General features: G+C 57.1%; 17 protein-coding genes. 12 read left to right on the forward strand and 5 right to left on the reverse strand.

Annotated features, from left to right (window positions below; genetic code table 11):
• Positions 1–28 precede the first annotated feature (28 nt).
• Positions 29–3,331: a bifunctional diguanylate cyclase/phosphodiesterase gene (locus MKFW12EY_RS11500; protein ID WP_221053024.1), complete on the reverse strand. Its 3,303-nt coding sequence runs from the start codon at positions 3,329–3,331 to the stop codon at positions 29–31.
• 315 nt (positions 3,332–3,646) lie between these two features.
• On the opposite strand from MKFW12EY_RS11500, the gene MKFW12EY_RS11505 reads away from it, so the two are divergent.
• Genes MKFW12EY_RS11505 through MKFW12EY_RS11555 form a run of 11 tightly spaced genes read left to right on the forward strand, consistent with a single transcriptional unit; the run spans position 3,647 to position 13,252 of the window.
• On the forward strand, positions 3,647–4,864 hold the full coding sequence (locus MKFW12EY_RS11505) for a type II secretion system F family protein (protein WP_054758776.1): 1,218 nt from the start codon (positions 3,647–3,649) through the stop codon (positions 4,862–4,864).
• A gap of 19 nt (positions 4,865–4,883) precedes the next feature.
• Positions 4,884–5,309 (forward strand): type II secretion system major pseudopilin GspG, encoded by a 426-nt coding sequence (gene gspG, locus MKFW12EY_RS11510; RefSeq protein WP_054758778.1) that lies wholly within the window; start codon positions 4,884–4,886, stop codon positions 5,307–5,309.
• Entirely contained in the window at positions 5,310–5,813 is a 504-nt protein-coding gene (locus MKFW12EY_RS11515) for a GspH/FimT family protein (protein ID WP_082409618.1), read from the forward strand.
• Positions 5,800–6,213: a type IV pilus modification PilV family protein gene (locus MKFW12EY_RS11520; protein WP_054758780.1), complete on the forward strand. Its 414-nt coding sequence runs from the start codon at positions 5,800–5,802 to the stop codon at positions 6,211–6,213. The genes MKFW12EY_RS11515 and MKFW12EY_RS11520 overlap by 14 nt, the downstream gene beginning before the upstream one ends.
• Positions 6,213–6,914, forward strand: coding sequence for a prepilin-type N-terminal cleavage/methylation domain-containing protein (locus tag MKFW12EY_RS11525; RefSeq protein ID WP_221053025.1), 702 nt, complete (start codon positions 6,213–6,215; stop codon positions 6,912–6,914). The genes MKFW12EY_RS11520 and MKFW12EY_RS11525 overlap by 1 nt, the downstream gene beginning before the upstream one ends.
• Positions 6,904–7,875, forward strand: coding sequence for a type II secretion system minor pseudopilin (locus MKFW12EY_RS11530; protein WP_054758865.1), 972 nt, complete (start codon positions 6,904–6,906; stop codon positions 7,873–7,875). The genes MKFW12EY_RS11525 and MKFW12EY_RS11530 overlap by 11 nt, the downstream gene beginning before the upstream one ends.
• Entirely contained in the window at positions 7,853–9,016 is a 1,164-nt protein-coding gene (locus tag MKFW12EY_RS11535; protein ID WP_221053026.1) for a PilN domain-containing protein, read from the forward strand. Before MKFW12EY_RS11530 ends, MKFW12EY_RS11535 begins: the two co-directional genes overlap by 23 nt.
• Positions 9,009–9,587, forward strand: a complete 579-nt coding sequence (gene gspM, locus MKFW12EY_RS11540) for a type II secretion system protein GspM (RefSeq protein ID WP_221053027.1) — start codon at positions 9,009–9,011, stop codon at positions 9,585–9,587. The genes MKFW12EY_RS11535 and gspM overlap by 8 nt, the downstream gene beginning before the upstream one ends.
• Positions 9,584–10,198: a hypothetical protein gene (locus MKFW12EY_RS11545; protein ID WP_221053028.1), complete on the forward strand. Its 615-nt coding sequence runs from the start codon at positions 9,584–9,586 to the stop codon at positions 10,196–10,198. Before gspM ends, MKFW12EY_RS11545 begins: the two co-directional genes overlap by 4 nt.
• A complete protein-coding gene (gene gspD, locus MKFW12EY_RS11550) occupies positions 10,188–12,479 on the forward strand; it encodes a type II secretion system secretin GspD (RefSeq protein WP_221053029.1) in 2,292 nt (763 codons plus the stop codon). The genes MKFW12EY_RS11545 and gspD overlap by 11 nt, the downstream gene beginning before the upstream one ends.
• Positions 12,480–12,505: 26 nt before the next feature.
• Entirely contained in the window at positions 12,506–13,252 is a 747-nt protein-coding gene (locus tag MKFW12EY_RS11555; protein WP_221053030.1) for an MgtC/SapB family protein, read from the forward strand.
• A gap of 82 nt (positions 13,253–13,334) precedes the next feature.
• On the opposite strand, the gene MKFW12EY_RS11560 is transcribed toward MKFW12EY_RS11555, so the two are convergent.
• From MKFW12EY_RS11560 to MKFW12EY_RS11570, 3 genes are all read right to left on the reverse strand, one after another.
• Positions 13,335–13,544: a hypothetical protein gene (locus MKFW12EY_RS11560; RefSeq protein ID WP_054758867.1), complete on the reverse strand. Its 210-nt coding sequence runs from the start codon at positions 13,542–13,544 to the stop codon at positions 13,335–13,337.
• Positions 13,545–13,720: 176 nt separating this feature from the next.
• On the reverse strand, positions 13,721–14,947 hold the full coding sequence (locus tag MKFW12EY_RS11565; protein WP_221053031.1) for a M20 aminoacylase family protein: 1,227 nt from the start codon (positions 14,945–14,947) through the stop codon (positions 13,721–13,723).
• 101 nt (positions 14,948–15,048) lie between these two features.
• A complete protein-coding gene (locus tag MKFW12EY_RS11570; RefSeq protein ID WP_221053032.1) occupies positions 15,049–16,461 on the reverse strand; it encodes a sigma-54 dependent transcriptional regulator in 1,413 nt (470 codons plus the stop codon).
• Between the two features lie 239 nt (positions 16,462–16,700).
• Between MKFW12EY_RS11570 and MKFW12EY_RS11575 the strand changes: the two genes are divergently transcribed.
• A complete protein-coding gene (locus MKFW12EY_RS11575) occupies positions 16,701–17,951 on the forward strand; it encodes an HlyC/CorC family transporter (RefSeq protein ID WP_054758788.1) in 1,251 nt (416 codons plus the stop codon).
• A 198-nt stretch (positions 17,952–18,149) separates the two neighbouring features.
• Here the strand turns inward: MKFW12EY_RS11575 and corA are convergent, their stop codons facing one another.
• Positions 18,150–19,427 (reverse strand): magnesium/cobalt transporter CorA, encoded by a 1,278-nt coding sequence (corA, locus tag MKFW12EY_RS11580; protein ID WP_064021652.1) that lies wholly within the window; start codon positions 19,425–19,427, stop codon positions 18,150–18,152.
• Positions 19,428–19,501 lie beyond the last annotated feature (74 nt).

A 19,501-nucleotide genomic window follows, 5' to 3' on the forward strand; every position in this document is an offset into this window, starting at 1 on the left:
GATAGACCCAGACGGCCCGCCATCCGGTTTAGCCGGCCACCACCGGCAGCGCGATGCCATTTGCGAACAAAAGCTCGAACTGCTCCGCCGGCACCGGTTGCGAAATCAAATAGCCCTGGCCGTAATCGCAGCCTATCCGTTGCAACAACTGGTATTGTTCCGCGGTTTCGATGCCTTCGGCGACGACTTTGATTCCCAATTTATGCGCCATCACCACAATCGCTTCGCATAACGCCATATCGCTGGATTCCGCCACCATGCTGCGCACGAACGACTGGTCGATTTTGATGTAGTCGATATCGAACTTCTTCAAATAAGCCAACGACGAATAGCCGGTACCGAAATCGTCCAGCGCCACCTGGATGCCGGCGTCGCGGAACACCAGCAACTGTTCGCGGCTGGCGCTGGTCGCTTCTAACAGGGCACCCTCGGTAATTTCGACCACCACCGCGTCGCCGGGCAGGCCCAGCTCCTGCAGCAATGCCAGCCAGCCGTTGCCTTCGATAGCCTGCTTGCGGAACTGTACCGGCGATTTGTTGACGCTAACTTGAAACCGCGGCTGGTAGCGTTCCCGCCATTGTTTGACCTGGCGGGCGGCGACGGCGAACACCCAATCGCCGATATCGACGATGCTGCCGGTATCCTCTGCAATCGGGATGAATTCGGCCGGACTGACCATGCCCAAGTCCGGATGTTGCCAGCGCAACAGCGCTTCGGCCTTGGCCAGCGTGCCGCCGCCCAATTCCACGATCGGTTGGTAATACAACAGCAGTTGGCGTTTATTCAGCGCGGCATGCAGATCGTTTGCCAGGCGCAGGCGTTGCCGCGATTGCTGTTGCATCTGCGCCGTAAAGTATTGGTAACGGTCGCGGCCCTGGTTTTTGGCGGCGTACATGGCCTGGTCGGCGTTCTTCAGCAGCGCCTCGGAGTCCATGCCGTCTTCCGGATAGACGGCAATGCCGATACTGGCGGAGATATAGGCAATCTCGCTACCCAACAGGAAAGGCTGGGCCAAGCGTTGCAAAATGCCTTCGGCGATCCGGTCCACTTTATCGGTGTGGTCCAGTTCGCCGAGAATAATCGTGAACTCGTCGCCGCCCAGCCGGGCGATGCTATCGGAATCGCGCACGCATTCGCCCAAGCGGCGCGCCGCTTCCTGCAACAACACGTCGCCCATGAAGTGGCCCAAACTGTCGTTGACGTCCTTGAACCGGTCCAAATCCAAAAACATCAGCGCTACCTTTTGGCCGCGGCGAAAGGCTTTCTTGATTTCCCGGTCCAGCCGGTCCAAAAACATGTTGCGGTTGGGCAGATTGGTCAACGGATCGAAGTTGGCCTGACGCCAAATCAATTGTTCCGATTTTTTGAGTTCAGTGATGTCGGTGATCAAAGCTACCCGCCGGTGCACGCCGCCGGTTTCGTTGTAGATGGAGTTCACCGTGACCCAGTGGATGCAATCGTCGCCGTTTTTGCGGCGGCCACCGATTTCGCCGGCCCAATGCCCTTGGGTATTGGTAACCCGCAACACGGTTTTGAAAAACGCCTGGTTGTGCTGTTCCGGGCTGAGCCCGTTGAACGAGCGGCCGACGACTTCGTCGGCGGTATAGCCGGTTACTTTGGTGAAGGCCGGATTCACGGTAATGATCAATCCGCTGCCGTCGGTGACTAACATGGCTTCGCTGCTGTTCAGATATACCAGCGAGGCCAGTTGCATTTCCTGCTCGGCCAATTTGCGCGCGGTGATGTCGTCGTAAACGCCCAGCACGCCAATCGGCCGCCGTTGCGCGTCCCGTAGCGGCACTTTCGAGGTTCTCAACCAGACAGTATTGCCGCGCGGGTCGATTTGGACTTCCTCGTAATCCAGCTTCGGCGTATTGCTTTCGATGACCTGCAAGTCGTCGGTGCGGTATTTGTCGGACACATCGCGCCATGCCAATTCGCTGTCCGATTTGCCGATCAATTGCTCCGGACCGGCCAGCCCCGCATCGCGGCTAAAAGCAATATTGGCGCCCAAATAGCGCGAATCGAGGTCTTTCCAAAATACCCGGCTGGGAATGGTATCGATCACGGTTTGCAGCATATCGACCGTTTCCGCCAAGCGCCGCATCGCTTCCACCCGGTCGGATACGTCGTGCAGGATCAAAAAATTGTTGCCGGCCGGCGTGTTGTCCAGCATCACGTTATTGATCAATACCGTGTGCCGGCTGGCGTCCTTGGCATGAACCTCCAGCTCCTGCGGCGGCGACAATTCGCCGGATTCGTCGAACAAGCGCCGATATTCGTGCCAACGGCCGATCACTTGCTGGCGGTATTCGGGGTCGGGATGCGCCAACCACCACCATTCGGCCAGCGTCGGAATATCGTTGCGGTCGTAGCCGAAGGTTTTGACGAAAGCCGGGTTCAAATAGTCGATCCGGCCTTGGGCATCGTAGACCACATAAGCCACCGGCGATTCGTCGATGATCGCATGAAACTTGGCTTCGCTGGCCGACAAGGCCTGGTGGGCCGCATACAAGTGCTGGTAAGGCCGTTGAATGCTGTTGATGAATACCGAGCGGTAGATGAAGGCGTAGGCTACGACTTTGTAGATATGGCCAAGCAGGATATACAAGTCGGAAATACTGGCGTAAAACGCGACGAACAACTCGCTCATCGCCATCACCGCGGCGGCGGCGGCCAGTCCGGCGGCATCGTAAGAACGGCGGTGCCGGGTTTGCCGGACGAACACCAGCGCACTCAAGCCGTAGATCGCCGCCAACAGGTATTCGCTGTTTTTTTTGAACGGAGTCAGTCCGGCGGATTCGTCGAACGTGGCCGGCAACCAAGCCTGGTGAAAAAACACCAGCCATGCGGCAAAACCGCACAAACCCAAAACGCCGGATAGTACGATCCAACGAAACGCCGGCAGCAATTGCCGCTTGCTGGTAACCGCACCGGCAATCAAACCCAGTGCCGCGAATACTCTGGCCAGCAGCCAGAATGCGATGGCTTTCTCCGGATCGCTCTGGCTGATGAATGCCGGCATGCCCTTGAACGACAGGGTATGCAAGAAATCCAGCAAGGCCACGCCGAGAAAACAACAGGCCAGCAGCATGAATCCGGGCGAATTTTCTTTCTGGTATACGCTCCACCCCACCGCGAACACCAGTGCCGATACCACGATGGAGAGGCCTTCCATGAAAATGTGCGCGGCAAGCGAATGCGGCTGGATCTGGCGCGCCAACTCGGCGACCGGCAACATCAGGCTAGCGAGTTGAATCAGCAGCAATGCGATGACCGCCGCCAGCAAATACCCGGTGCGCTGCGCTTCATTGCTGGGGGCTTCGGTCATTGGCAGTCCTAAGTCGGCTATGGCGGGAACTGAATCGGCGGTTATACAATGGTTAACGCAATGCGAAGGTTACGTTTGGCGGCTGACACGGATTTTAACCGTAAAACCATTTGCCTTGGCTATTTTCGGCCAGCCCAGAGTAACGGCCGCGCAAGCTTCGTAAAGCAACTGTCATTTGCCTGTTGCCCGCCGATCGGCAAAAATTGCCAGCCGGCCGCCAAATTTGCGGTTTTTGTAATTGGTTGGCGATTGGTCCACAATGTCCGGCCGGTATCGGCTTTCCACCAGCACCCTGTTCCCCCTCAGCAAGCGGCCATGGCTTTATTTTCTTACAAAGTTGTCAACAACCAAGGCGTCACCGAAGAAGGCGTGCGCGATGCCGCCGACGAAAGAGCCCTGCTGCTGGAATTGCAGAAACAGGGCCTGGTGCCGATCCGGATCGAACCGGCGCGGGACAAAACTTTTCTCGGTTTCAAACTAAAGTCGGCCGCGGTCAGGCTGTCGCAAAAAGAAATCGGCATGCTGACCGGCGAACTGGCGACTTTGCTGGAATCGGGCTTGCCGCTGGACCGCTCGTTGACGATCCTGATGCAATTGACCGAGGAAAACCCGAAACTGAACAAACTGGTCGGCGAAGTGCTGGAAAAAGTCAAAGCCGGCAAAGCCCTGGCCGACGCCTTGGAAAACCAGAGCGGCGTGTTTTCCAAATTTTATTTGAACATGATCCGCGCCGGCGAGTTGGGCGGCAATCTGGGCGGGGTGTTACAACGGCTGGCCGAGTACCTGGAGCGCTCGCAGGAATTGAAGGATACGGTCAGCACCGCGCTGATTTACCCGGCCATCCTGCTGGTCATGTCCTTGGCCTCGCTGTTCGTGATGCTGACTTTCGTCGTGCCGCAATTCAAAGAAATGTTCGACAGCGCCGGCCAGGCTTTGCCGGTGCCGACCCAGATCGTGGTCGGCTTGGCCGAATTTCTGCAAAGTTATTGGTGGGCCATGCTGCTGACTGTCCTGATCGTGGTGCAAACCTTGAAAAGCCAACTGGCCGATCCGGCCGGTAAAAAAGCCTGGGACGGCCGCTTTCTGAGAATGCCGCTGTTCGGCCAGATCGTATTAAATATGGAAGTCGCCAATTTCAGCCGCACCTTCGGCACTTTGCTGGGTAACGGCGTGTCGATCCTGAAATCGCTCGGCATCGTCCGGGAAACGGTCGGCAACACGGTGCTGGCCGACCTGTTGGAACAGGCCGAGGCGCAGTTGAAACAGGGCCGGACCATGTCCGAAGCGCTGGCCCAGCAAAACCTGTTTCCCAAACTGGCGGTGCAAATGATTAAAATGGGCGAGGAAACCGGCCGGCTGGAGGAAATGCTGATGCGGGTTGCCGTGATTTACGATAAACAGTTAAAAACCACCATTCAACGGATGCTGGCTCTGCTGGAGCCGGCCTTGATCATTTCGCTGGGATTGATGATAGGCGGCATCATCGTTTCGATACTGCTGGCGATCCTGAGCGTAAACGATCTGGCATTTTAAATAAGAAAGGAGCGACAACATGAAATTAACCCTGCGCCGCCACCGCGGTTTTACCTTACTGGAACTGCTGGTGGTATTGGGCATTATCGCGATGCTGGCCGGCATCGTCGGTCCGCAAGTCATGAAGCATATGGGCGCATCCAAAACCAAGGCGGCCAGAGTGCAAATCGAAGACCTGGCCGCGGCGCTGGACATGTACAAACTCGACGAAGGCCGATACCCGACCACGCAACAAGGCCTGGCCGCGTTGGTGGAAAAACCGGCCGAAGCCAAACGCTGGAACGGCCCTTACCTGCGCAAGGACAAGATTCCGCTGGATCCGTGGAACCAGGAATACCACTACGTTTTCCCCGGCCAACACGGCAAATTCGACTTGTTTAGCCTGGGCGCCGACGAGAAAGAAGGCGGCGAAGGCGAAGACCAGGACATCAATAGCTGGGAATAAATGACCGCCCTGCCCGCTGCGCAAACGCCGCCGCCCAACCTATTCCGACGTAGAGGACGGTCTTGCGCCGGATTCACGCTGATCGAACTGGTGGTCGTGTTGCTGGTCGCAGTGCTCGGCTTCGCGGCGTTGGGCGGCAGCATCGGTTCCGGCAATAAAAGCACCCAACTGCAAGCGCTGGCCAGAGACCTGGCCAGCGCTTTACGCTACGCCCACGGCCAGGCGCTGGCGACGCAACGGCAAACCAGCGTCGCCATCGACTTGCGTAACAACAGCTACCAAATCAGCAACCGCGACAAAGTCTATACCTTCGCCGAAGAGGTCGACGTGTCGCTGGTGATCGCCGAAGAGGAATTCGGCGCCGATCAGACCGGCAGCATCCGCTTTTTCGGCGACGGTTCGTCGACCGGCGGCAGGATTACGCTGGAATGGGGCAACCAATTGCGCCGGATCGACGTCAACTGGATCACCGGCGAAGTCAGGATATCGGATGCAGCGGCATAAAGGCTTTTCGCTGCTGGAAATTCTGGTGGCGTTTTCGATCATGGCGATTGCGTTGAGCGTATTGCTGCGCGTATTCGGCGCCGGCGTTAACAATGCCGTCATATCCGAGGAATACACTATCGCGGTGCAGATCGCCGAATCGTTGATGGCGCGAACCGGTGTGGAAACCCCACTGGCGGTCGGCGACAGCGAGGGCAGCGAGGGCGACAAATACGACTGGCTGGTCCGGGTGGCGCCGGCCGCGAACCAACCGGCAAAGCGCAGCCTGCGCGAGCCAGACCCCAACAGCCAACAGCCGGCGCAATTGTACTCGGTGCAGGTCAGCGTCAGTTGGGGCGACGGCGACCAACGCCGCAGCGTGGATTTAACGACATTGAAATTGCAACAAGGCCAGGGATAGTGCTTCCCCGCCAAGCTAACGGCTTTACCTTGATCGAAATGCTGATTGCGATCACGCTGCTCGGCGTGATGGTGACCTTGCTGTTCGGCAGTTTACGCATCGCAGCGCAGAGTTGGCATAGCGGCGAAACCAAAATCGACCAAGTCAACCGGAAGGCCGTGGTTTACCAATTTTTCAAACACCATTTGGGTTCGGCCCGGCCGCTGCCGGAATTTACCGCGGCCGACCGCGACGAGACACAGAACAATACCGACCAAGTGCCGCTCAAGCTTAGCTTTCAAGGCCTGCCGCAAAGCCTGCGTTTCGTCGCCGCGCTGCCGGCGGCTTCCGCGCGCAAAGGTTTGCAGGTGTTTGCGATAGAACCGGCCCGCGACCGGCCGTCGACGCTGACCGTCACGTTAACCCCCTACCGGCAACCGCTCGATGCCGAGCCGGAGCCGGAGCCGGTGGTATTGCTGGACGAAGTCCAAAGTTTTCGCATCAGTTATTTCGGCGCCAAAAATCCGAACGCCGGCGATCCGCCCGGCTGGCAGGACGACTGGCTGGACGCCGAACGTTTGCCTAATCTGGTCAAAATCCATATCGCCCTGAACGACGGCAGTTTTTGGCCGGACATGATCTTTCCGCTCCGAATCGACTCCACGCCGCTGGTCGGCGACATCGTCGGCCAACAAGTTCCGCCGAACGAAGATGCCAACTGAGCGTATCCCCCGCCGCCAAACCGGCTTGGCACTGGTCATCGTGATCTGGATTTTGACGCTGCTCAGCGTGATGGCCGGCAGTTTCGCGCTGACGATGCGCCGGGAAAGCAGCGTCAGCGCGGCGCTGACCGGCAATGCCCGCGCCCTGGCGCTGGCCGAATCCGGTTTGAATCTGGCGGCGTCGATGTTGCGGCAACCGGAGCCGGAACAGCGCTGGCAGGCCGACGGCAGCATCTACCGGTTGGCCGGCAGCGACCGCGAACTCAGAATCCGGATTATGGCCGAGTCGGGCAAGGTCGATATCAACGCGGCCGGCGAAGAATTGCTGACGGCGGTGTTGAGTTACGCTACCGCCGACGAAAACCGGCAGCAGCAATTGCTGGATGCGATCATCGACTGGCGCGATGCCGACGACGAGCCGCGGCCGGAAGGCGCCGAGAAAAAGCAATACCGCCAGGCCGGCCGGCCTTACCCGCCCGGCAACGCTCCGTTCCAGTCGTTGGAGGAACTGCAATTGGTGTTGGGTATGGACGACGCGTTGTTCGAGCGGATACGGCCCTGGCTTACGGTCTATTCCGGCCAGGCCGAACCGAACAAGGACCTGGCGCCGCCCGAGCTGTTGAGTGTCATCGACGCCCGGCTCAAGAAACAGAATATTCATGATGTATACTTGGAGCGGCGTCTGGCGAAACAAACAGGCGACAGCCGGCTCGACGGCGACCAGGCCGATGCGGGCTTGGCGGATCAGGAGCAAACCTTTACCATTATTTGCGAAACGCTGCTGGCCGACCAGGCCGCGGCGTCGCTGTCGGCGGTGGTAAAGTTTGAAAACCAGGATACCAGCCAGGCGCCCTACCGCATCCTGGATTGGCAGCAGGGTCGACAAGAATCGTCGTTATTCGACCCGGAAAAGGAACCCCAGTTGATTACTGTGCAAGATGAGTTCACAAACAACTATTGATTTCGACCCGAAGCGGTTCTGGCAGTGGTGGAGCGGCGAATTGGCGTTTCTGCTGCCGCCCGGCCTGAAACGGCTGCTCAGCGACCGCAGCGGCGTTGCCCTATTCCGCCCCGACGCCAACGGTTTCCGCATCGAATTCCACCGCGAATCCGCCGCCGAGGATGCCGCCGTCTGGCAACTGGACGCCAATGCCGCAGACGCCTACCGAAATCTGAAACACCTGAATCCGGAGCTGGACAAGGCCGAATGCCTGTTGCGGCTAAATCCCGGACAAGCCCTGCAAAAACGCCTGTTTCTGCCGGCCGCCGCCCAAGAGAATTTGCAACAGGTGGTCGGCTTCGAATTGGACCGCTATACGCCGTTCAGCGCGGATCAGGTCTATTACGCCGCCATCGTGCTGGGCAAGACCGAATTCGGCCAAATCGAAGTCTTGTTGGTATTAACCCCCAAGCCATTGCTGGACGATTATCTGGCGCGCCTGCAAGCGCTGGGCGTGCAAGCGACGGCCGTGGATTTCGGCCAAGCCGAAACGGTATGCCCGGCCCGGGTGCCGCGTTACACGCTGTTGCCGGAACAGTACCGGCCCCGGCCGAATAACTGGGTGCGGGCGGTGCATTGGAGTCTGAACGCACTATTGTTGCTGTTGCTGGCCAGCGTACTGGTCTGGCCGGTCTGGCAGGAAGGCGAAGCCGTTGACGCCTTGAAACGGCAACTGAAAACGCTGGAGAAGGAAACCACGCTGATCGAAGCCCAGCAAAGCGAAATCGACGCGCTGCGCGGGCAAACCCAACGCCTGATCGGCATCAAGTCCGATGCGCCGTCGTTGGTCGCGGTCTTGAACGAACTCAGCGTGTTGTTGAAGGACGACACCTGGCTGACCCACTTCCAATACGCCGAAAAACGGCTGCAGATCCAAGGCCAGTCGCCGGCCGCATCGTCGTTGATCGGCGTGCTGGAAGCCTCGCCCTTCTTCAGTAACGTCAGCTTCGTCTCGCCGTTGACGCAAGACAAAGCCACCGGGCGGGAACGGTTTCAAATCAGCATGGACGTCGCCGCCGTGCAACCGGGCCAGGCCGAGGGCGATGCGGCCACTCCCGCAGCGGCAAGCGACGACAGCGTTGGGGAGAACCCGAATGAATGATGCCCGCTACCAGCGCTGGCTGGCCCTGGGGCTGTTGGCGGCCGTGGTAATCGTCATCACGCTGGCCGTGTTGTTGCCGTTGTTCAATAGCTGGCTCGACTACCGCGAGCAGAAAGACAAGTTGCTGTTCCGGTTGCAACGTCAACAAACCATCGCCGCCCGCCGCGACAGCGTGGCCCAGAATCTGGATTTTTTGCACCAGCAATTTCGGGAGCAAGGCTATTTGAGCGATAGCGATACCGAATCGCTGGCGTCCGCCGAATTGCAGAACATCATCAAAACCGCGGTGACCGATGCCGGCGGCCAACTGACCAGTACCCAGGGCCTGCCGGGCAAAGCCGAAGACGGCTTCATGCGGATTCTGGTCAAAGTGCGGATGAGTTGCAGCATGGAGGCCTTACGCGCGGTGTTGCACACGCTGGAAAGCAACGTGCCGCTGCTGCTGGTGGACCAACTGGACATCTCGCCGGTGCGTGGCACCCGCAACCGCAGCAGCAACAAGCTGGAACCCAGCTCGCAATTGAACGTGAGTTTTCAAGTCGTCAGCTTCATGCGAGCCAAAGCGCCATGAACCGGAAATTGTTACGCTTGCAGATCTTTGCCTGTGGCACGCTCGGCGCCGGATTGATCGGCGAATGGGCCGTCAGCCGCTATGCGGCGCAACAGCTGGAACAACAACTGGCCGCCCGCGAACAGGTCGCGTTCGAAGCCGAACAACTGCCGACCATCGCCGCCACGCCGGCCAGCGTCGACAGCTACAACGACATCGTCGAACGGCCGATTTTCATCGAAGGCCGGCGGCCGATCGCCGAAGCCAAAACCAACGACGCAGGGCAAAACAGCGACACCAGCCAGATCGACGACTGGTCGCTGATCGGCGTTTACGACAAGGGCGGCAAACTGGTCGCGTTGTTCAGCAAGCGCAACGAAGCCAGGAAATTCCTGAAGATCGGCGAAGAACAAAGCATTTCCGGCTGGCAACTGAAACAGATTCTGGCCGACCGGGTGATCCTGCAACAAGCCGGCCAGGAAAAACCGGTACTGTTGCGCAAGCCGCGGCCGCAACTGAAACCGGCGCCCGGCAAACCCGTGCCCCGACCCGCCCCAGCGCCGGCCAACGTCAATGCCAGACCGATAGAACCAGCACCCAATGAAATACCCGAGACACTCAATGACAACTAACAAAATTGGCCTTCCCCCGATGTTGGTGTTGGCGCTGTCCATCGCCGGCTGCGAGTATATCGGCCCGCAGTTGCACCAAAAGCTGCCGATTGCCGAAAATCAAAGGATAGGCGACGACCAACCCATTCCGGAATTGGCCAACGCGGATAAATCCGCCGAGAACCGGACCACCAAGGTCGAATTGTTCCCCAACGGCGAAGCCAGCATCACCGCCCACAACACACCCAGCACGGCCGCCAAATCCGGCGCCAAAGGCGAGTACAGCCTGAATTTCGACGATGCCGACCTCGGAGAAGTCGCCAAAGTGATACTAAGCGACATCATGGGCCGCAATTACACGATCAGCCCGCAGGTGACCGGCAAGGTCACGTTGCAAACCTCCAAGCCGCTGACCAAGGAAGAGCTGTTACCGACCCTGGACATGCTGCTGGGTTTGAATAACGCCGCGCTGACCGAACAAGGCGGGATGTATCTGATCAAACCGGCCAACGAGGCCTTGTACAGCAGTTCGATCAACTCGCTGACCAGCGCCAGGATGCCGAACGGTTACCAGGTCAGAATCATCCCGGTGAAAAACGTCGCCGCTACCGAACTTTCCGAGATACTGAAGCCGTTGATGCCGGAAAAATCGGTGCTGCACGTCGATCCGAACCGCAACATTTTGTTGGTGGCCGGTTCCGGCAGCGAAATCGCGCGGGCAATGGAAGTGGTCAATACGTTCGACGTCGATATCATGAAAGGCCGCTCGTTTGCGTTATTCACCCCGGCCAACGTCAGTGCCGGCAAGATCATCGAAGAACTGGAACAGATTTTTAACAACAAAGCTTCCAAGGAAGACGACGCCAGTTTCTTCCGTTTCATCGAAATCGAACGCCTGAACGCGGTGTTGGCCATTACCCACCAGGCCAATTACCTGAAAGACATCGAAAGCTGGGTGTTGCGTCTGGACCGGATCAATCCGGCCGCCGCCGGCGGCGTCAACGTCTACCGCTGCCAACACGTCAGTGCCGCCGACCTGGCCGATACCTTGAGCGGCATCTTCGGCAGCGGCAGCCAACGCAGCAGCAAGGCTTCGATCGCTTCGGGCCGCAAATCGCTGTCCGCGACCAACAAAAAATCCGGCGGCAGTTCGTCGAGCTCCAGCAGCATGGGCGGCAGCGCCGGCAGCAACCGGCAGCAGGATTCCGCCAGCGAGCGGACCTTGAGCGACCGTAGCGACCGCTCCGCCAACCGTAGTTCCGGCGCTCTCGGCGGCAGTTTGAGCGGTGGCAGCAGCGGCGTTGGCGGCGGCAATAGCAACGATATGCCGAACGTCAAAATTCTGGCCGACGAGGGCAATAACGCGTTGATTATCGTCGCAACGGCGCAGGAATATGCGGTGATTCAGCGGGTGTTGAAACAGTTGGACGTATTGCCTTTGCAAGTCTTGATCGATGCGACCATCGTCGAAGTAACACTGAACGATGACTTGAAATATGGTCTTCAATGGTTTTTCAACCACAATAATGGTGGGACAAATCAGATCACAGGCGGCTCCGATCAGGGACTGGATGTATTGAATTTAACCGAGAAGGCAGCGAAAGCGCTGTCGACCGGCGGATTTACCTATGCGTTTTCCAGCGGCTCGAAAGATATTCAGGCAGTATTGAATGCCAGCGCTAAAAACAATAATGTCAACGTAATTTCATCGCCATCTTTGATGGTGCTGAATAACCAGGAAGCATCGATCAAGGTCGGTGATTCGGTACCAATCCGTTCATCCGTTTCGACGAATTTGACATCAGGCGGAGCCAATAACACCCCGATTCAAACCAGTTCAATTCAAATGATCGATACCGGGGTAAATTTATCTGTCAGGCCCCGAGTCAACGCCGGCGGCTTGGTACTGATGGACATTTTACAAAGCGTCAATCAAGCTATTAAGACGACCACCAGCGATACCATAGACTCGCCTACGATACAGAAAAGGGAAATCGAAAGCAGCGTAGCCGTACAAAGTGGAGAAACTATCGTGCTGGGCGGCTTGATCAGGGAAAACAACGACTATTTGCGCGACGGCGTACCGCTGTTGCACGAAATTCCGCTGATCGGCCCCTTATTCGGCGGCACCACCCGAAATAAGGACAAAACCGAACTGGTGGTATTGCTCACTCCGCGCGTCATGAAAAGCCGCCAAGACGCGCAAGATATTACCCAGGAATTCAAGCGTAAATTGTCCGGCATTTATTTCCAAGAACCGTTCGAGGTCGATGTCGAGAATGTCGAACCCAGCGTGCAATAACCCACCTTCATATCGGTAATTCGGCGATGAATCCGATCTCTCCCGACCGTCTGATTTCGTATTGGTCTACAGCCCAGCTCGAGGCCAGCGCCGTGATTTTAATGAACATCGTCGGTGCGTTGTTGTTGGGCATGGTGGTCGGCTACGAACGCTCCTACCACGGCCGCGCCGCCGGCATGCGCACCTATGGACTGGTCTGTATGGCCTCGGCGGCCGTGACGGTCATCGTCGGCTACCCGCAATTTTGGTTCGGCGGCTTGCTGCCGCTGACCGCGACGGCCGACCCAACCCGGGTGATTCAGGGCATCGTTACCGGCATCGGCTTTCTCGGTGCCGGCGTGATCATGAAGGAAGGTCTGAATATCAGCGGCCTGACTACGGCTGCGTCGATTTGGGCCTCGTCGGCCATCGGCATCCTGTGCGGTTCCGGGTTCTACTTGGCGGCCATCGTGCTGGCTTTGATTGCATCGGCCACGATGATTTGGGGCGGCTGGATCGAAGCCGTCCTGCCCTCGCGCCACGCGATTGCGGTGTTGCTACGCTTCAAGCCCGGCCACCATCCGCAGCCAGCCGAGCTAGCGCAGCTGGCGAACAGCATGGGTTACCGGTTGGCGGAAGGTTCGATTTCGATGTCTAAAAACGAGTCCGGCGAAGAATGGCATCTAGTGTTGATCGCCACCGGCAGCCGGCAAGTATCGATTCCGAATATCAGCGAGACGCTGGAAAAGCAGGTGTTTTTGACGGGCTACCAATTGTCTTTTGCCCGGAACTGAGCGCAGGGAAGCGAGAATAGCAAGGTAATCCGGAACCGGCATAGTTGCCGCCGGAATACCTCGCCTGCAACCATTCGAAAATTCACTTCAACACGTCCCGCACGCATTGGCGGATGAACGCGTCGATCGGCAGCGTATCGCTGACGTAATTGTTAAACAGGCCGTTGACATCCACCGGGTCCAAATAGGCGTAGACGCCGCAACCGGTTACGGCGATGAATTGGTGGCTCAGGTTTTCGATGAACATGGTCCGGGTGTAGCCGAGTTCGGTCATTTCGTTCAGTGCTTGCATGGCGATCACCATTAGGTTTTAGGAAAACACCCTGGGTGCAGCATAGCCCGCGCCAGCCGTTCAAGTCTTATTGCCAATCAAACGCTTGCAGCCGGCCGGATGCGCCGTCGATGCGGCCACTTTCCGACCGTACTGCCAGAATTGTCAGGCGTTCGTGCGCAAGTGTCACCCGACTGTCAGGCCGGCGCCAGGCAGGTTTCGGCCAATCTGACCCAGTAACTGGCACCCAGCGGCAAGATCGCGTCGTTAAAGTCGTAACTGGCGTTATGTAATGTGCATGGACCGGCGCCGTGGTCCGCCAAGCGGTGGCCGCCTGCGCCGTTGCCGATGAAACAATAGCTGCCGGGTACGCGCTGTAGCATGAAGGCAAAATCCTCGGCGCCCATGGTCGGTTGCTGCGCGAACACCAGTTCCTCGCCGACGATGGCGGCCATGACTTGCCGCGACACGGCGACCTGTTCGGCGTGGTTCACGGTGGGCGGATAGCTGCGGGTCAATTCGAAAACGCCTTCCATGCCGTGCGCCAGACAGGTATGGCGCACGATTTCGGCCATTCGGGCTTCTATCAAATCCAGCAGCTCGGCGGAAAACGTCCGCACCGTACCGGCCAGTTCGCAACGGTCGGTAATGACGTTGGTGGCTTCGCCGATATGCACCATCGTCACCGAAATCAGTCCCGCCTCCAGAGGGTTGGCGTTGCGGGTCAAAATCGTTTGCAGCGCCAAAATGATTTGTGCGGCAACCGGCGTTGGGTCCAAACCCAAGTGCGGTAGCGCGGCGTGGCAGCCTTTGCCGTTGACCTCAATGCGGAACGTATTCAACGACGCCATCACCGGTCCCGGACTGACCGCAAAACTGCCTGCCGGCAAACCCGGCCAATTATGCATGCCGAACACGGCCTGCATCGGGAAGCGCTCGAACAAACCGTCGCGGATCATCGCGTCGCCGCCGCCACCGCCCTCTTCCGCCGGTTGAAAAATGAGATACACGGTGCCGTCGAAGTTGCGTTGAGTAGCCAAATATCGGGCGGCGGCCAACAACATTGCGGTATGGCCGTCGTGGCCGCAAGCGTGCATTTTGCCGGGATAAACCGAGGCGTGGGCGAAGCGGTTTTGCTCGTGGATCGGCAGCGCATCCATGTCGGCTCTGAGGCCGATCGCTTTCGGCGACGTGCCGGATTTGACCACACCGACCACACCGGTTTTGCCCAAGCCTCGATGCAGCGGTATCCCCCATTCCGCCAGTTTTTCGGCAACGAAATCGGCGGTAGCGACTTCCTCGTAGCACAGCTCGGGATGAGCGTGGATACGCCGGCGCCAGGCGCTGATTTCTTCAGCGTAGCCGACGATTTCGGGAATAATCCCCAGATTGGGGCTGATTTCGGCGTTTGCTGGCTCCGGCATACGGGTATCGGACATGGTAAAAGGCTGATGGCTGGCAAAGCCTTAGTCTAGCACCCAAGCGGGGCGAAGATGCTAGCAGAGGTGGTTAGCGGGCAAACCGGTCAGGCGGTATCCACTTTGCGCAATTTTTCCACTAGCGTGGTTCTACGCATGTTCAGCAATTTGGCGGCATGGGCGACCACGCCGTTGCATTCTTCCAAGGCCTGGCGTATCAGTTCGTTTTCCAGGTCGGTCAAATATTCCTTCAAATCGATGCCTTGCTCCGGCAACTGCACGGCGGGCGCACCGGCTATCGGTTTGGTCAAGGCCTCGCGCGCCGCCGGCCTAATCACGTGAATCTCGGGCTCGGGAAGCTGCAATTGCACGGTATCGGGTACTTCGTATGCCTGGAATTTTTCCGGCAAATCGGCGGCATCGACCGGCGAATCGGGGCTGACGATAGCTAGACGTTCGATCAAATTGGACAGCTCGCGCACGTTACCGGGCCAACTGTGCTGCATCAGTACCGCAACCGCCCGCGGCGTTAAGGTGACGCTGCCGCGGTTGGCGGCTTCCATTCTGGCAATCAAATCGTTGATCAAATACGGGATGTCTTCCGCCCGCTCGCGCAATGCCGGCACTTCGATCGGAAACACGTTCAAGCGGTAGAACAAATCCTCGCGAAAGCGTTTTTCGGCTATTTCCTGCTCCAGATGGCGGTGGGTCGCGGCGATAATGCGCACGTCGCAGTGTATGGTTTTATTGCTGCCTACCCGCTCGAAAGTGCGTTCCTGCAACACGCGGAGCAGTTTGACCTGCATCGGCATCGGCATATCGCCGATCTCGTCCAGAAATAACGTGCCGCCTTCGGCCATTTCGAACCGGCCCTGACGGGAAGTTAAGGCACCGGTAAATGCGCCTTTTTCGTGGCCGAACAATTCGCTTTCCAACAATTCGCCCGGAATCGCACCGCAATTGACTGGCACGAACGGCCGATCCCGGCGCGGCGACGCCCGATGCAAGGCTTGAGCGACGACCTCTTTACCGGTACCGGATTCGCCCAAAATCAGCACCGTCGCATCGGATTTGGCCACCTGGTCGATCAATTCCCGGGTTTTTTGTACCGCCTTGCTGACGCCGGCCAGCCCTTTGTTGGCTTGCGGCTTTTTCGAAGACGGTTCGGGTTTGGGCAGCTCGTCCAGTATGTCGATCAATACCGGATAAACGGTCGGCCATTCCAGCACTTTACTGACCAATTGCTGGATGCTGCTGAGCAACTGCTGGCTGCTACCGGCTTCCGTCAACAGAATCAACGGCGTTTCGCCGACGGCGTCGGCAATCGCTTTGATCAGACTGGCCTGGCGTTCGCCGCTGCCGACGAACACGGCAGCGAAATCGTCGCGTTGGTTCAATGCCGCTTCATATTGGTTGCCGCTTACCGCTACCACCCGATATTCCAGAAACCGGAGCACCGTTTCGACCTGTTGTGCGCGGTTAGGGTTATCGTCGACCAGCAAAATTTCCGGCAAAGCCATGCTTATATTCTCTGCAACTACTTAATGTATACGAAGGAAGGGGACAACCGAATTTTAAGTTAAGCATCGATCCCGAGGCTTGTCAAAACCGCAAGATTTCAGCCGATTGCACCGTCTAGTTGATGTAGTTTAGTTCAATCCCGGACAAATGCAGCCAGCAAGCGCGCGGTTTTCGGCTTGACAAATTTTACCCAGCATAGAAACTAAGGTCTTGTTGCACAATCCTGAGTACGTTTGTTTTGAACGACATCTCCCTAAGTATACTGTTCGGTATGCTGGCGGTATTATTGGTAATATCCGCATTTTTCTCGGGCTCGGAAACCGCTTTGATGACGCTGAACCGTTACCGGTTACAGCATCTCGTCAAAAAAAAACACAAAGGCGCCGTTAAAACCCATCGACTTCTGAAAAGGCCCGAGCGCCTGCTCGGCTTGATTCTGATCGGCAACAATTTCGTCAACATCCTCGCCGCCGCACTGACGACCGTGATTGCGATCCGTATAGGTGGTAATCAGGCCATCCCGGCCGCCATGGCTTTGTTGACGTTAGCGATTCTGGTGTTTTCCGAGGTTACGCCGAAAACGCTGGGCACGCTGAAACCGGAATTGCTGGCCTTCTTTTCGTCTTGGTTCTACGTCCCCTTATTGAAAGTGTTTTACCCGGTGGTATGGGCCATTAACTTGATTTCCAGCGGGCTGCTGCGGCTATTCGGCATCAAAACCAGCAAAGCCGGTGCGGTAGCCGAGCCTTTGAACAAAGACGAATTGAAAAGCCTGGTGTCTCAAGCCAACCACCAGCTTCCGCCTCGCTACCGAAACATGCTGATGAGCATCCTGGACCTGGAATCGGCCAGCGTGACCGACATCATGACCCACCGCAACGATATTGTCGGCATCGATTTGGAAGAGTCGATAGAAGACATCATTCGCCAACTGCAAGACAGCCCGCACACGCGGTTGCCGGTTTACAAAAAGAACATCGACCGGGTCATCGGTTTTTTGCACATTCGCACCGCTCTGTCCCGCATCAGCCACTCGACATTGGACAAGCAAAGCATAGTCAACAGCCTGGCCAAACCGTTTTTCATTCCGGCCAGTACCTCGATTCACAAGCAAATGCAGATTTTCAAGGCTGAGAAATTGCGGATCGGCCTGGTCGTCGACGAATACGGCGACGTGTTGGGCTTGGTTACCTTGGACGACCTGTTGCAGGAAATCGTCGGGGAACTGGCTTTGGAAGAGCCTGACATCAAAGCGCAGAAGGACGGCAGCTATTTAGTCGACGCCGGCGTCACCATTCGCGAATTGAACCGGGTCACCCAATGGGATTTGCCGACCGAAGGCCCGAAAACCCTGAACGGCTTGATTATCGAATATATGGAAACCATCCCCGAACCCGGTACCAGTATCAAGCTGCACGGCCATGTCATGGAAATCGTCAAACGCGACGACAACGCGGTCAAATTGGTTAAATTCAAACCGGTGGATTAATTTCTCCGGCCAAAAAAAGGCGATTACCACTGGATAATCGCCTCAGAGCAATAGGAAGAAATATAACGCAACTTTTAGCTGTCAAACTAAACCGAAAAAGTTGGATAAATCATAGTTGGCGGAATGGCGATTTTAAATGTGGCATTTTGTCGCAGTTTGTGGTTTTCAGCGGACAAATTGTGACGTACTGCGAAATTCTTATCGAAGCCAGCCTTTACGTTTGAAATATATATAAGGCAACAGCACGGAAATAGTCATCAACCCTAACGCAAACGGATAGCCCAGCATCCATTTCAATTCAGGCATATATTCGAAATTCATGCCGTAAATGCTGGCGATCAGGGTTGGCGGCAACATTGCTACCGAGGCGACCGAAAAGATTTTGATCACCTTGTTCTGGTTGATATTGATAAAACCGACCGTCGCATCCATCAAGAAATTGATTTTATCGAACAAGAATGCAGTATGGCTGTTTAACGACTCGATATCGCGCAGAATTTGCTGAGCGTCTTCCAACTGCGTCGGATTGAGCAGTTTGCGCCGGATCAAAAACGACACGGCGCGCTGGGTATCCAACATATTACGGCGGATACGGCCGTTTAAATCCTCTTCTTCGGCAATATCGGTCAATATCTCGGCCGCTTCTTCGTCGCTGATATCCTGGCTCAGTACTTTTTTACTGACGCTTTCCAACTGCTCGTAAATATTTTCCAGCGCGTCGGCCGAATATTCCGCCTCGGCACCGTATAAATCCAGCAGCATATCCTTGGAATCCGAAACAAATCCAGGCTGGGTTCGCGCCCGCAAGCGCTGAAGCCTAAATACCGGCAACTCCTCGTTGCGCACCGAAAACAACATATCGCCCGATAAGACGAAGGCCACCGGGACGCTGCGCGACTTCCCTTCCCTGTCCAACAAAAAATCCGAATGGATATGGATTTCATGCTGGTCTTCGACGTAGAACCGGGCGCTGGCCTCGAGGTCGGTCAAATCCAGCGGATCGGGCAGTTCCAAGCCGAAATGTTGGCCGATCAGTTGCCGTTGCGCCTTGGTCGGCGCCAATAAGTCGATCCAAATCGGCTTGATTTCGTACAAATCGTGGCGACAGGTGATAGCCACTTTCGACAAACGGCCCTCCACCAGTTCGAATGCGCTCATTTGGCCGACGCCGCAATGCGGCTCGCGATCGCCCACCAATTGTTCGCGTAACGTATCGGAAAGCTCCCACAACACGTCGTCCTGGCGGTTTTCCTCCACCTGCTCCCAGACCAGCCGGGCGTCTTCCAACTCCAAGGCATGCAATATCTGGCCGATTTCGATGGCGGACAGCCGGGCCAGCAAGCTGCGCAACTCGACCATGTGCTGTTTTTGCACCAGAGCCGTAATTAACTTGCGGCGCGGCATCGGCTGGTTGTGCAACATGCCCTCGACGAGCTTGTGTTTTTTCAAAAGGTCATTGACCGTTTGCAGAGACAAGAGCAACTCCGGGAAAACGAATGCCGAACGTTGTCGGATATTATGCGAGCCGCCGCGCCAAACTGCCGCGCGGC

The sequence above is a fragment of the Methylomonas koyamae genome (assembly GCF_019669905.1).
Taxonomy (GTDB): Bacteria; Pseudomonadota; Gammaproteobacteria; order Methylococcales; family Methylomonadaceae; genus Methylomonas; species Methylomonas koyamae.

What these genes read in the sequence shown, in the direction of transcription:
- MKFW12EY_RS11565 (WP_221053031.1), bottom strand. Translation starts at nt 14,947, where the DNA reads ATGCCGGAGCCAGCAAACGCCGAAATCAGCCCCAATCTGGGGATTATT.
- MKFW12EY_RS11560 (WP_054758867.1), bottom strand. Translation starts at nt 13,544, where the DNA reads ATGCAAGCACTGAACGAAATGACCGAACTCGGCTACACCCGGACCATG.
- MKFW12EY_RS11500 (WP_221053024.1), bottom strand. Translation starts at nt 3,331, where the DNA reads ATGACCGAAGCCCCCAGCAATGAAGCGCAGCGCACCGGGTATTTGCTG.
- MKFW12EY_RS11570 (WP_221053032.1), bottom strand. Translation starts at nt 16,461, where the DNA reads ATGGCTTTGCCGGAAATTTTGCTGGTCGACGATAACCCTAACCGCGCA.
- MKFW12EY_RS11545 (WP_221053028.1), top strand. Translation starts at nt 9,584, where the DNA reads ATGAACCGGAAATTGTTACGCTTGCAGATCTTTGCCTGTGGCACGCTC.
- MKFW12EY_RS11530 (WP_054758865.1), top strand. Translation starts at nt 6,904, where the DNA reads ATGCCAACTGAGCGTATCCCCCGCCGCCAAACCGGCTTGGCACTGGTC.
- MKFW12EY_RS11515 (WP_082409618.1), top strand. Translation starts at nt 5,310, where the DNA reads ATGACCGCCCTGCCCGCTGCGCAAACGCCGCCGCCCAACCTATTCCGA.
- MKFW12EY_RS11520 (WP_054758780.1), top strand. Translation starts at nt 5,800, where the DNA reads ATGCAGCGGCATAAAGGCTTTTCGCTGCTGGAAATTCTGGTGGCGTTT.
- gspG (WP_054758778.1), top strand. Translation starts at nt 4,884, where the DNA reads ATGAAATTAACCCTGCGCCGCCACCGCGGTTTTACCTTACTGGAACTG.
- gspD (WP_221053029.1), top strand. Translation starts at nt 10,188, where the DNA reads ATGACAACTAACAAAATTGGCCTTCCCCCGATGTTGGTGTTGGCGCTG.
- MKFW12EY_RS11555 (WP_221053030.1), top strand. Translation starts at nt 12,506, where the DNA reads ATGAATCCGATCTCTCCCGACCGTCTGATTTCGTATTGGTCTACAGCC.
- gspM (WP_221053027.1), top strand. Translation starts at nt 9,009, where the DNA reads ATGAATGATGCCCGCTACCAGCGCTGGCTGGCCCTGGGGCTGTTGGCG.
- MKFW12EY_RS11535 (WP_221053026.1), top strand. Translation starts at nt 7,853, where the DNA reads ATGAGTTCACAAACAACTATTGATTTCGACCCGAAGCGGTTCTGGCAG.
- MKFW12EY_RS11505 (WP_054758776.1), top strand. Translation starts at nt 3,647, where the DNA reads ATGGCTTTATTTTCTTACAAAGTTGTCAACAACCAAGGCGTCACCGAA.